Source organism: Streptomyces sp. NPDC054794, assembly GCF_053611585.1.
In genome coordinates, this window is record NZ_JBSHAQ010000033.1 from 92,438 (window position 1) to 105,070 (window position 12,633).

A 12,633-nucleotide genomic window follows, 5' to 3' on the forward strand; every position below is an offset into this window, starting at 1 on the left:
GGACGTCATGTGATCGCGCGATTACGCTTCGCGTACGGCAAAAAGGTTGCACTGGTTGCCTATAGAAATTAAAGACTGTTCAAACTTAATTTGAACTTTGTGTCACCTACTGTTCATCGTGCGAAGCGCCTTCTCCTCAGATCGGGGAAGAGCCCCTACGACGTCGTCTCCGTGGAAGAGGCCCTCCACCGAGACGTCTTCGCCACCAACTCCGGCAACCTGATCTTCAGCGACGCCGCACACAAGATCCTGGAGACCCCGGGTACCGAGGTGGTCTCGAACGGCATCGCCACCGACGCGGCCGCCGCGGCCCGCATCAACGAGGAGTACGACGCCTTCGTCGTACCGCTGGCCAACGCGTTCCGGCCCTCCTTCGAGAGCGGACTGAAGCGGCTGACCCGGCTGATCACCCGGCTCAGGATCCCGGTGGTGGTGCTGGGGGTCGGCGCGCAGACCGGAGTGAGCTACAACCCGGCCCGGCTGCAGCGGATCGAGCCGACCGTGCGGGAGTTCGTCTCGGCGGTGCTGGACCGCAGCGCGTCCATCGGTGTGCGGGGCGAGTTCACCGAGCAGTACCTGTTGGACATGGGCTTCCGGGACGTCGAGGTCATCGGCTGCCCGTCGCTGTTCATGCACGGCGGCCAACTGGACGTGCACAAGCGGGCGGTGGCGCTGACGCCCGAGTCCCGGATCGCGATCAACGGCTCGCACAGCGCGGTGCGCTCCCAGGGCCTGGACCGGGTCATCGCGGACGCCCACGCGCGCTATCCGCACCTGCGGTTCGTCGGCCAGAACCTCAGCGACGCGCGGCAGTTGCACTGGCGGGACCTGTCGGACGCGAACGCCGAGGTGACGGCGATGCCGACGCACCCGGACCACCCGATGTACCGGGAGGACAAGGTCCGCGTCTACATCGACCCGGTCACCTGGATCGACGACCTGCGCTCCTTCGACTTCTCCTTCGGCTCCCGCATCCACGGCAACATCGCGGCACTGCTGGCCGGTACGCCGGCGACGGTGCTGTGCGGGGACTCGCGGACGCTGGAGCTGTGCCGGTACTTCGAGATCCCTCACCAGCGGCTCGACAAGGTGGCCAAGGACCCCGCGGCCGCGGACCCGGCGCGGCTGTACGAGCAGGCCGACTTCGGCGGGCTGGTCGGCGGTCACCGGGAGCGGTTCGAGCGGTTCACCGCGTTCCTGGACAAGAACGGGCTGGAGAACACCTTCAGCCACGGCGACGGCGGCGCGGCCTACGAGGAGCGGATGCGGTCGCTGACCTTCCCGGCGGGGATCCGCCCCTGGAACGAGACCGACCTCGCCTCGCTCACCTCGCGGTTCGGCTGGCTGCACAGCCGTATCACCGAACTGTCCGTGGACAACGCCCAGTTGAAGCGGGAGCTGGCGCGCACCCGGGCCGGGGCCAAGGCCACCGCGAAGGCGGCCACCGTCGTGCCCGCGACCTCGGTGTACCGCCGGGCCCGGCGGGCGGTCGGCCGGCCGATCCGACGGGCGCTGCGGTCGGCACAGCAGTAGGACACGGCCCCGAGGGGCACCCGTACGACGGAAGTACCCGGCCGTGACAGCGGAGCCCGGTCCCCGAAGGGGCCGGGCTCTCGCGGTGTCAGGCCGCTGCCGCTCCGACGCCCCTCGTCGGCAGCGAGCGCCGCACCCTGCGCATCGCGCGGCGGACGAAGGAGTTGGCGGCGGCCTCGCGGTAGCCCTCGAAGGCGCGGGCCTCGCGGGGTTCGGCCAGGTAGATCCAGTCCGGGATGCCGGCCTTGCGCGAGCGGAAGTGCGGGTAGATGAGGTAGACGCGGGTGGCGCGCTTCTCCATGACGGCCGCCGCCTGCTTCTTGGCCCGGACGAACTCCACGACGTCCCGCAGCAGGTCGGGGCGCTGCTGGGCCACCAGGAACAGGCGCAGGCGCTCGTGGACCTTGAGGCGGCGGGCCACCTCGGGGTTCCAGTAGGCGTCCATCAGCGGCTTGGCCAGCTCGAACTTGTGCCGTCTGACTTCTTCGGAGTCCTTGAGGAACTGGGGTCCGAACTGCGGCAGCAGGGTGATGAGGAAGGGGCGGATCATGAGGTCGTCGCGCTTGTCCCCGGCCGGCACCAGTTCCGCGATCAGCTTCATCAGGGCGCGCGCGGAGTCGAAGCGCAGGGCATAGCCGCCGCTCTTCGTCACGTGCTTGCCGTCGTCGCGGCCCACCAGGTAGTAGCAGACGTGGTCGGCGATCACGGAGACGCCGTCGGCCCGCAGATAGGCCTCCATCGTGAACAGCGCGTCCTCGCCGGTCCACAGCGACTCGTCGAAGCGCATGCCGTGCCGCTCCAGCAGCTCGCGGCGGAAGAGCTTCTGGGCGCTCAGCGTGAACTTGATGTTGGACGAGAACACGTCGGTACGGTCGAGGGTCTTGCCCCACATGGACTTCGGCGGGGTGCGGTTGATCCCCTCGACCTTGCCCAGGACCACGTCGGTGCCGTTCTTGTCGGCCATGGCCACCATGCGCTCCAGCGCCTCGGGGCCGAGCCGGTCGTCGGCGTCGAGGAAGAACACGTACCGTCCGCCTGCCTTGGCGAGGCCGACGTTGCGCGGGCCGCTGGGGCCACCGGAGTTCTTCTGCCGGATCACGGTGACCGTCATGGGAGCGCGCCGCGCGAACTCCTCCAGGCACTCCCCCGTGCCGTCGGTCGAGCCGTCGTCGACCGCGATGACCTCCACCCGGGCCGGGTCCAGGGTCTGCGCCTCGACGGACGCCAGGCACTCGACCAGGTAAGGCATCGCTTCGTACGCCCCGATGATCACAGTCACATCAGGCTGCGTCACGACGGTCACGTTTCCCCCTTGTCACGGAACATTCCCCCCGTATCTGCTCAATCGCAAACAGTTAGACGGGCCTCGGCAGGAAGCGGTTGCCTTGCCGCGGGCAATGAGTGGCGTACATCACAAAAGACGTGCCCGGCGCGGGTTCCCGGCGGGCCGCACCGGACAGTACGCAGTCGCAGTAAGAATTGCTCAGGAACCGGTAAGAGACGGACAAGCGAACGGCCCCCGAGGAGTGCTCCTCGGGGGCCGTTCCTGGTGGGCAGGGGTGGGTCAGACCGCCGTCACGCCGTCCGTGTCGCCGGTCGTCGACGTCCGCTGGCCGGGCAACGCCGTCGTCAGCTCGGCCGCCTCCGCGGGGTCGGCGGCGACGCCCGCGGCGCGGGACTCCTGGCCGGCGTTGCGGATCTCGGCCTTGCGGGCGAGGTCCGCCACCGCGGCATTGAACTGGTCGATGGACTTCGGCTCGTCCGGGCCCAGCAGATAGCGCTTGAGCTCGCCCCGCTCCCCGGCCAGCGGGTCGGCCGACGGGTCGCGCACGGCGTCCAGCAGGCCGCCCAGCTCGGCGGCGCCGTTGGAGAGGATCACGGCCGCGCGCACCGCCGTGTTCTGCCGCTTGAACTCCTCCACGCCGAGCTCCGCGGAGTCGGTGACCGCGTACGGCTTGCCGCTCGCGATGAAGTCGGAGACGACGCTGGAGATGTCGGAGACCATCGCGTCCGAGACGTTGAAGCAGTCGTACAGGCGCGGCTCGGCGCCCGTGATGACCCGGTGCTCGTGGCTCGGGAAGGAGCGCCAGTAGGCGTCGTCCCACTCGGCGCGCAGCCGGGCGATCTCCTCGTGCCGGGCCACGTCGACCACACCGTCGCGGGTGGCCTCGGCCTCGTCGCCCTTGTCGCCGGCGGAGCCGGACAGCTCGGCGAGGCGGGCCTCGATGCGGGTCAGCTCGGCCTGGGCCCGCGCCTGGGCGGCGGCGTCGACGGTGAAGCGGGCATCAGACGCGCGCTCGGCGCCGGCCTTCTCGACGAGCGCGGTGATCCGCTGGTGGGCGGCCTTGGCGTCGGCGCTGCGGGTGCCGGTGAAGGGGTGCGGCTTGTACAGGACGCGGACCGGCGGGTCGGCCTTGACCAGCTTGCGCACGATGTTCTCGCCCGCGAGCAGGATCGAGGTGTTGCCCGGGTTGTCGTCCCAGCCCTCCCAGGTGGGGGCGTACAGCACGGTCGGGATACGGCCCTCCGGCACGCCCTGCCAGGTCTGGATCGGTGCCAGCTGCGGGCGGCCGACCTCGGCGATGTCGTCGTCGCGGACACCGACGTCGGCGATGGCGTAGCGGTCGCGGCCCGCGCGGCCGGCGGTCCACACCTCGTCGTACACCTTGCTGAACGGGTTGACGCTGGCCAGCTTGTCGCTGTCGCCGTGGCCGATGAAGACGTGCTTCATGGTCGGGACGCGCAGCAGGTGGATGTTCTTGCCGACGTTCGCCGCGTACAGCGCCACGCGCACCGTCGACAGGTCCATGTTCATCAGGTGCACACCGCCGGGCACGCAGATGACCGGGACCGTGGTCGGGGCCAGGTTGGTGAGGATGACCCGCTCGCGCAGGACGATCAGCGGCCGGGTGTCCAGCTGCTCCATCGTCTCCAGCCACATGTTGACCTGGTACGCGGAGTCCTTGGAGCCGGAGAAGTACAGCACCGTCTCCGGCTTGTAGGCGGCCAGCCAGTCGTCGACCGCGGCCAGCACCGTGTCCGCGTTCGGCGGGATCTTCCGGCCGCGCACGTACGGCATGAGCGCGAGGACGTAGAGGCAGCCGAGGCCGATGGTGATGCCGATGCCGACGAAGCCGGGGACGGCCGAGTCGACGGCGGCGGCGACCAGGAGGCCGGTGATGGCGGCGAGGTCGAGGTGGAGCATCTTCTCGGCCGAGCGCTGCAGCAGGCCCTGCCGCGGCGCGTCCGGGATGCGGATGCGGGACTTCAGGTCGACGTTGCGGGTGGCGACCGGCATCCGGCGGCGGTTGCGGATCAGGGTGACCAGCGCGCCGTGCGGGGCCTGGAGGCCGTAGAACGCGATGAAGCAGGCGATGGCGCCGTAGAAGATCAGGTTGCCCGAGAGGGACATCCGGGCCAGCAGCAGGATCAGCAGCAGCTGCCGGATCAGGAAGCGGATCGACAGACCGGCCCGCACCTTGCTGAGGCGGTTGATCAGGTAGCTGCCCTTGCGGTGCAGATAGTGGTCCGCCAGGTACGTCACGGCGGCCGTGGCCGCGAAGGCGTAGACGCTCGGTATGAGCGCGGCCAGCATGAGGCAGGGGAAGCCCAGCATCACGAGGGCCGCCGCGGCCAGCTCGGCCGCGCTGCCCACCCGGGCGACGCGAATAGCGGTGGATATCACGGAGAACCTTTTGCTGACAAAAAGGCCGGAATGAGACCTTGCGGACGATTTGTAGAGGAACTGGGGCTTTACAGATTCAGGCCTCTGTGAACGCTCCGCATACGCGCAGCCACAGAGGCCTGAATTACAGTTGCCTATTTACTGTTAATTATGCCACGCCGTCCTGACGGTCCAGGACGCTGGCGAGCGCCTGCTCGAAGCCGGAGGCCTGGCCGGCCGCCGCCGTCGGGTCCTGCTGGCGGACGTCGATGACATGACCGGTCAGCTCGCTCAGCAGCACGTCGAGCGAGGTGCGGGCCACGGCCGCGGAGGAGAGCAGGCTGCCCGCGGGCTCCTGACCGAAAGCCTTGGTGCGCATCGGGGTGGCGGTGCGCTCCGGGTTGATGCAGTTGACGCGGATGCCGTCGCCGGCCCACTCGTCGGACAGCGCCTGGGTGAGGTTCACCATGGCGGCCTTGGTGGAGGAGTAGAGGCTGTACTCGGCGCGGCCGCGGGTGTAGCTGCTGGAGGTGTAGAGCAGCAGCTGTCCGTTGGTCTCGGCCAGGTACTTGTAGGAGGAGCGCGCGATCTGCACCGGGGCCAGGTAGTTGACCTTCAGCGCCTCCTCGATGGTGGCGTTGTCGGTCTCGGCGAGCTTGCCGATGCGCAGCACGCCCGCGGTGTTGACCACGTAGTCGATCCGGCCGGTCTCGGCGTACGCCTTGGACAGCGCGTCGTCGACCTCCTCCGGGTTCTCCACGTGGGTGCCGGTGGTGGAGCGGCCCAGCGCGTACACGGAGGCGCCGTAGGACTCGGCGAGTTCGGCGATGTCCTTGCCGATGCCGTACGAACCGCCGAAGATCACGACGGTCTTGCCGGTGAGGAGCTCGCGGTAGGCCTCCTCGCCGTTCTGCTCCGGCGCGGCCGTGGAGGCGAGCTGGAAGAGCTTGTCGGCGATGAAGACGTCGACCGGCTGCGTCACCTTCATGTTGTACTCGTCACCCGCGACGACGTGGATCGGCACGTCCGGCAGGTACTTGAGCACGACGGAGCAGTCGTCCGTGGCCTGGAAGTTGGGGTCGCCCTCGGCGACCTCGTAGGCCCGCTTGATCGTGGACAGCTTGAAGGCCTGCGGGGTCTGGCCGCGGCGCAGCCGGGAGCGGTCCGGGATCTCGGTGATGAACTCGCCGTCCTCGCCGTGCGTGCGCGTCACGATGATCGTGTCGGCGGAGGGGATGGCGACGTCGACGGCCTGGTAGCGCTCCAGGGCGGTCACGCAGTCGTCGATGACGCGCCGCGAGAGCAGGGGGCGAACGGCGTCGTGGAAGAGGACGTTGAGGTCCTCGCCCTCGGCCAGGCCCTCACCGAGGGCCTCGATGGCGCGCTCGGTGGTCTCGTTCCGCGTCGAGCCGCCCTCGATGATCTTCTTGACCTTGCGGAACCCGGCCTTGGCGACGATCTTCTCGACGTCCGGAACGTAGCCCGGCGCCATCAGCACGATGATGTCGTCGATCGAATCGGTCTGCTCGAAGGTGGTCAGTGTGTGCTCGATGACGGCCTTGCCGGCGATCTTCAGCAACTGCTTGGGGATCGACAGACCCACGCGCTGACCGGTACCACCGGCCAGGATCACTGCGGTGGTACGGGGCTTGGCTATGTGCTGGGACACAGGTGACCTACCTTGGGGCGTCAGGGAACCTCGAAATGGTCCCACTTCGGGTTACCGCAGTGCAAGGTGAGCGTCCACCGCCGCATATGTGCCCGCAACCTGCCATTCACCTTGCACTCCTGGTGATGCGCTTCGTCCACAGGGGAGTTCCGGAACGCCGCGTGAATTTGCTGTGAGTAAGTCCACTCCCGACGGCGGCCCGGCCGCGCCGGGCAGCGGTGGCCGAGTAACCGGAGCGGTTCCCGTGACGACGTCCGGTGCACGAAGCGCGTCGGAACCGCGGCGACGAGTGCGGAAGCAACCACGGCGAGGGCCCGTACAGCGCCCGAGCGGCGGCCTCCTCGACGTCCCACCCGGGCGTGGCGATCTTCACGCCCTGTGAAGTGGGCTGCACGCGTTCTTCATATGCGTCACCGCACCGTTGCGGACGAGCCGGGAATACGGCTCGTCCGGCAACCCATTGCCGCAGAATTCCACATCAAGATTCCGCAGCATTTCGGTCTCGGCAAGAGTAAGCGAGCGATTCACGGTGTCCGGAACGGGCCGCACACCCGCGCGATCGTCGCGTCGTCCGGGGCGTCGGCGAAGGACTCGCTGCTCGCCACGGAGGTGTCCGGGCCGGTGGCGTGTACCCGGGCCGACAGCCGCGACCGGTGCCGGTCGGTGGGCTCGGTGTCGCCCGTCGTCGCGAGCCCACGGTCGGCGGACGGTAAGAGACCTGGCCGAGTCCTACCTACGAGGGCCCTGGGACTGCTGAGAGTCCCAAGGCCCCCTGAGAGCGTCAGGCGAGGTTCACGCCCGGTTCGTCCGACTCCACCCGCAGTGTGGCCAGCGTGCTCGCCGTGGCCTGCGGTTTCAGCACCGTGTCCACGGCCCGGACCTGGGCGTCGATGCCGTCGCGGCGGATGTCGAAGAGGTGGTAGCCGCGGTGGGCGTCGATCACCTTCCAGTGCGGGTTGTCCGCCATCAGCGGGTCCCACTGGGCGTGGAAGGCGGCCTGGTCCTGGTCGCCGTTGCTGGAGATCGAGGTGCCGACGAACTCCGCGCCGACGACGTCGGAGTCCGGGTCGGCGAAGTCCAGCTTCAGGTCGCTGATCATCGTCAGGTGCCGGTCGCCGCTGAGCACGACCGGGTTGCGGACGTCCTGGAAGGACTCCAGGAGGGCGTTGCGCTCGGTCTGGTAGCCGTCCCAGGCGTCGTAGAACCAGAGCTTGCCCTCGCCGAGCAGCAGATCGGTCTCGGCCATCATGATCTGCGAGGCGATCAGGTTCCAGCGGGCCGGGGAGTCGTGCAGCCCGTCCAGCAGCCACTCCTTCTGACCGGCGCCGAGCATGGTCATCGCCGGGTCCTGGGCCCCGGCCTGGGTGGTGGCCTGGTCGCTGCGGAACTGCCGGGTGTCCAGGACGTTGAACCGGGCCAGGCGGCCGAAGTCCAGGCGGCGGTACATCTGGATGTGCGGGCCGTTCGGGACCGCGGTGGCGCGCACCGGCATGTGCTCGTAGTACGCCTGGAAGGCCGCCGTCAGCCGGGCCACGAACGCGTCGTGCGACTGCTTGTCGGGATCCTGCGGGATCTCACCGGCCCAGTCGTTGTCGACCTCGTGATCGTCGAAGGTGACCACCCACGGCGCGTTCGCGTGCATCGCGGCGAGGTCCGGGTCGGTGCGGTACTGCGCGTAACGGTTGCGGTACTGGACCAGGGTGTACGGCTCCCCCTTGCCCTCGTGCCGGCGCACCGCCGTCGCCGAGGGCGACGACTCGTAGATGTAGTCGCCGACGAAGAGGACGACGTCGGGGTCCTGGGCGAGCATGTCGGCGTACGGGGTGAAGTAGCCGTGCTGCCAGTTCTGGCAGGAGGCGAGCGCCACGCGCAGCGAGCCGCCCCTGCTGTGCGGGTGGGGCGCGGTGCGGGTGCGGCCGGTGGGCGAGAGCTGCCCGGCGGCGCGGAAGCGGTACCAGTAGGTGCGGCCCGGGCGCAGGCCCCGTACGTCCACGTGGACGCTGTGCCCGTACTCGGGTCTGGCCTCGGCGACGCCCCGGCGCACGGGCTTGTGGCAGCGCCCGTCCTCGGCGAGCTCCCATTCGACCGGGACCACGGCGTCGGGCATGCCGCCGCCGTTGAGGGGGTCGGGGGCGAGCCGCGTCCACAGCACGATGCCGTCCGGCAGCGGGTCACCGGAGGCGACCCCGAGGCTGAACACCCCGTCGGGTAACGGGGTTTCAGCCGCTTGTGCGGCGGTGGACGGCAGCCAGAGCTGGGCGGACGCGGCGGCGCCCAGGACGGCGGCACCGGCGGTCAGGAAGCGGCGTCGGTCGGGCGAAATGTGTCCGGTCACTCGTGTCATCGGTGAACTCCCTTGCCTCGCAGGCCTCTGGGACAGTCGGAAGCTCCCACGCCGGGACGGTCCGCCCGCCGAACGGGAGCCTTCACGTGCATGACAAACAGAAAGACAACGGAAGACCCGTTGCGGACCGGAACACCCGGGCTCCGCAACGGGTCTGACGGCACGTCGGATCGTGACGCCTGCTCAGTAGGTGAATCCAGAGCCGATCCGGCCGTTCGCCGCACGAAGTGCGGAGCGTGGATCAGCCGGGGAACGCGGCACCCAACTGGGCCTTGCCCGCGACCGTGCCGAGGGTTCGGGCGCCGAAGGAGAAGGAGCGGGTGGCCGTGGCACCGGCGGAGCCGGCGCCGAAGAGCCAGACCGCGCCCGCCTGCGCGTCCTCCCCGAGCGCGGCCACCACCGGCTCCGCCCTGCCGTCGCCGTCGCCGTCCACGAGATGGGTGGTGGCACCGAACAGGTCGCCGCTCTCGGCGGTGCCGGGCACACCCGCGTTGTCCTGGCTGAACACCCTGGTACCGGCGCCGGTCACCCCGTGCCGCCCGCCGGGCAGCACGGCGAAGGTGCCGGCGTTCTTGACGGCGCCGAAGTCCTCGTACGGGATGCCGCCCAGGATGTCGGCGTACCCGTCGCCGTCGACGTCGCCGACCGACACCGACCGTCCGAACTCGTCCCCCGCCTCCTGGACGCCCGGCACACCGGGTGTGTCCTGTGTGATCACCTGGGGGGCTCCTGCGGAAAGACCGGCTGTGGTGGCGTAGCGGATCCGGAGCGAGTCCCCGCCCACGACGAGGTCCGCGCGGCCGTCGCGGTCGAGGCCGCCGAGCGTCAGAGAATCGGCGTCGGAAGTTGATCCGCGATGAGCGCAAGATCCTCATCCGCGATGCCCTGTACGACTCAGCGACCGACGAGGGGCGCCCCCCGGTCGGGGGCGCCCCTCATATCGACCGTCTCCGGCCGTTACTAGAACGGCTCGAAGTCGTCGTACTCGCGCTGCACGTCGTCGCGCTCGGCCTGCCGGTCCCGGCGGCGCTGCGCCGCGGGGCGCTGCTCCTCCAGTCGGTGGTCCTCGCCGCGTCGGCCGAGCATCTCCGCGCCGGCCATGACCGAGGGCTCCCAGTCGAAGACGACCGCGTTGTCCTCGGGGCCGATGGCGACGCCGTCGCCGGAGCGGGCGCCCGCCTTCATCAGCCGCTCCTCGACACCGAGGCGGTTGAGGCGGTCGGCGAGGTAGCCGACGGCCTCGTCGTTGTTGAAGTCGGTCTGGCGCACCCAGCGTTCGGGCTTCTCGCCGCGCACCCGGAACAGCGGCTCGCCGTCGACCTCCTCGCGGGTGACCGTGAAGCCCGCGTCGTCCACGGCCTTGGGCCGGATGACGATCCGCGTCGCCTCCTCCTTCGGCTTGGCGGCCCGCGCCTGGCCGACCAGCTCACCGAGCCCGAACGACAGTTCCTTCAGACCGATGTGCGCCACCGCCGACACCTCGAACACGCGGTAACCGCGCGCCTCCAGGTCGGGGCGGACCATCTCGGCGAGGTCCTTGCCGTCCGGTACGTCGACCTTGTTCAGGACGACGATCCGGGGACGGTTGTCGAGACCGCCGTACTGCTTGAGCTCCTCCTCGATGATGTCGAGGTCGGAGACTGGGTCGCGGTCGGACTCCAGGGTCGCCGTGTCCAGGACGTGCACCAGCACGCTGCACCGCTCGACGTGGCGCAGGAACTCCAGGCCGAGGCCCTTGCCCTGGCTGGCGCCCGGGATCAGACCGGGCACGTCGGCGATGGTGTAGACGGTCGAACCGGCCGTCACCACGCCCAGGTTGGGCACGAGCGTCGTGAACGGGTAGTCGGCGATCTTCGGCTTGGCGGCACTGAGCACGGAGATCAGCGAGGACTTGCCGGCGCTCGGGTAACCCACCAGGGCCACGTCGGCGACGGTCTTCAGCTCCAGGACGATGTCCTGGAGGTCGCCGGGCACGCCCAGCAGCGCGAAGCCGGGCGCCTTGCGGCGGGCGCTCGCCAGCGCCGCGTTGCCGAGGCCGCCCCGGCCGCCCTGCGCAGCGATGTACGAGGTGCCGTGGCCGACCAGGTCGGCGAGCACGTTGCCCGCCTTGTCCAGGACGACCGTGCCGTCGGGCACCGGCAGGACCAGGTCCTCGCCGTCCTTGCCGGAGCGGTTGCCGCCCTCACCGGGCTTGCCGTTGGTGGCCTTGCGGTGCGGGGAGTGGTGGTAGTCGAGAAGCGTGGTGATCGACTGGTCGACGGTCAGGATCACGTCGCCGCCGCGGCCGCCGTTGCCGCCGTCGGGTCCGCCGAGCGGCTTGAACTTCTCGCGGTGGACGGAGGCACAGCCGTGGCCCCCGTTACCCGCGGCGACATGCAGCTCGACGCGGTCCACGAAGGTGGTCATGGTTCAGTGCCTCCAGAAACTAACGGGTATTACCAATGTCAACACGCGAAAGGCGGACCCGCCTTCCCGACCGGGAAGTGAGGTCCGCCTCGCGAAACGAACGAGTCGTTCGGTCGACGCCGTGAATCAGACGATTCAGGCGACCGGAACGACGTTCACGACCTTGCGGCCACGGTGGGTACCGAACTCCACCGCACCGGCCTGCAGCGCGAACAGGGTGTCGTCGCCGCCACGGCCGACGCCGGCGCCCGGGTGGAAGTGGGTGCCGCGCTGACGAACCAGGATCTCACCGGCGTTCACGACCTGACCGCCGAAGCGCTTCACGCCGAGCCGCTGGGCATTGGAGTCGCGACCGTTCCGGGTGGACGATGCGCCCTTCTTGTGTGCCATGTCTCCTCAGTCCTTACTTCGCAGCCGCGGGGATCGCGGTGACCTTGATCGCCGTGTACTGCTGGCGGTGGCCCTGGCGACGGCGGTAGCCGGTCTTGTTCTTGTAGCGCAGAATGTCGATCTTCTGGCCCTTGTGGTGGTCCACGACCTCGGCCTGGACCTTGATGCCGGCCAGCACCCACGGGTCGCTGGTGACAGCGTCGCCGTCGACAACGAGCAGGGTCGAGAGCTCGACCGTGTCGCCAACATTGGCAGTGGAAATCTTGTCAACCTCAACGATGTCGCCGACAGCAACCTTGTGCTGGCGACCACCGCTGCGCACGATGGCGTACACGCGGATCTCTCTTTCGCTCGGGAAACGGCACCCCCGCAGGCCAGCCGACCGCGAACAACACGGACGACCTCTCCCGGCCAACCCAGTGCCCGGGAGGAAGAGGTTTACGGGGATGTGGCGTGTCATCTGTGGACACGCCGACGGTCTAGGTTACGGGGCGGTGGCCGAGGGGGTCAAACCGGGCCCCGAGGGGTGGGGGGGGGGGCGGGGGGCCCGGCGCCCCCCCCCACCGGCGAGAAGCAACGCCCCGGGGCCGGCGGCCCGTACCGGGTTGAGAAGAGACAAAAAGAAGG

9 protein-coding genes are annotated in these 12,633 nt (G+C 69.4%); 1 reads left to right on the forward strand and 8 read right to left on the reverse strand.

Annotated elements, in window-relative coordinates:
• The first annotated feature begins 99 nt into the window (after positions 1 to 99).
• The gene (locus tag ACWGKT_RS30455) at positions 100 to 1,533 is read left to right on the forward strand and encodes a polysaccharide pyruvyl transferase family protein (RefSeq protein WP_453276204.1); all 1,434 of its coding nucleotides are present in this window, start codon (positions 100 to 102) and stop codon (positions 1,531 to 1,533) included.
• Positions 1,534 to 1,621: 88 nt separating this feature from the next.
• Here the strand turns inward: ACWGKT_RS30455 and ACWGKT_RS30460 are convergent, their stop codons facing one another.
• The 8 genes from ACWGKT_RS30460 to rplU form a co-directional block, all read right to left on the reverse strand.
• Positions 1,622 to 2,782: a glycosyltransferase family 2 protein gene (locus tag ACWGKT_RS30460; RefSeq protein ID WP_453276214.1), complete on the reverse strand. Its 1,161-nt coding sequence runs from the start codon at positions 2,780 to 2,782 to the stop codon at positions 1,622 to 1,624.
• 315 nt (positions 2,783 to 3,097) lie between these two features.
• Positions 3,098 to 5,188: a hypothetical protein gene (locus ACWGKT_RS30465; RefSeq protein ID WP_453276215.1), complete on the reverse strand. Its 2,091-nt coding sequence runs from the start codon at positions 5,186 to 5,188 to the stop codon at positions 3,098 to 3,100.
• Positions 5,189 to 5,366: 178 nt separating this feature from the next.
• Entirely contained in the window at positions 5,367 to 6,866 is a 1,500-nt protein-coding gene (locus ACWGKT_RS30470) for a bifunctional cytidylyltransferase/SDR family oxidoreductase (protein WP_356145461.1), read from the reverse strand.
• A gap of 781 nt (positions 6,867 to 7,647) precedes the next feature.
• Positions 7,648 to 9,210: an alkaline phosphatase D family protein gene (locus ACWGKT_RS30475; protein ID WP_453276205.1), complete on the reverse strand. Its 1,563-nt coding sequence runs from the start codon at positions 9,208 to 9,210 to the stop codon at positions 7,648 to 7,650.
• Between the two features lie 241 nt (positions 9,211 to 9,451).
• A complete protein-coding gene (locus tag ACWGKT_RS30480) occupies positions 9,452 to 9,928 on the reverse strand; it encodes an FG-GAP repeat protein (protein WP_453276206.1) in 477 nt (158 codons plus the stop codon).
• Positions 9,929 to 10,170: 242 nt separating this feature from the next.
• A complete protein-coding gene (obgE, locus tag ACWGKT_RS30485; RefSeq protein WP_453276207.1) occupies positions 10,171 to 11,616 on the reverse strand; it encodes a GTPase ObgE in 1,446 nt (481 codons plus the stop codon).
• 135 nt (positions 11,617 to 11,751) lie between these two features.
• Complete coding sequence (rpmA, locus tag ACWGKT_RS30490; protein ID WP_055703572.1) at positions 11,752 to 12,006, reverse strand: 50S ribosomal protein L27; 255 nt, start codon at positions 12,004 to 12,006, stop codon at positions 11,752 to 11,754.
• A gap of 13 nt (positions 12,007 to 12,019) precedes the next feature.
• Entirely contained in the window at positions 12,020 to 12,340 is a 321-nt protein-coding gene (rplU, locus tag ACWGKT_RS30495; protein ID WP_235453765.1) for a 50S ribosomal protein L21, read from the reverse strand.
• Positions 12,341 to 12,633 lie beyond the last annotated feature (293 nt).

Excerpts from the sequence above, each read along its gene's own strand:
- ACWGKT_RS30460 (WP_453276214.1), bottom strand. The coding sequence starts at position 2,782 with ATGCCTTACCTGGTCGAGTGCCTGGCGTCCGTCGAGGCGCAGACCCTG.
- ACWGKT_RS30475 (WP_453276205.1), bottom strand. The coding sequence starts at position 9,210 with ATGACACGAGTGACCGGACACATTTCGCCCGACCGACGCCGCTTCCTG.
- obgE (WP_453276207.1), bottom strand. The coding sequence starts at position 11,616 with ATGACCACCTTCGTGGACCGCGTCGAGCTGCATGTCGCCGCGGGTAAC.
- rpmA (WP_055703572.1), bottom strand. The coding sequence starts at position 12,006 with ATGGCACACAAGAAGGGCGCATCGTCCACCCGGAACGGTCGCGACTCC.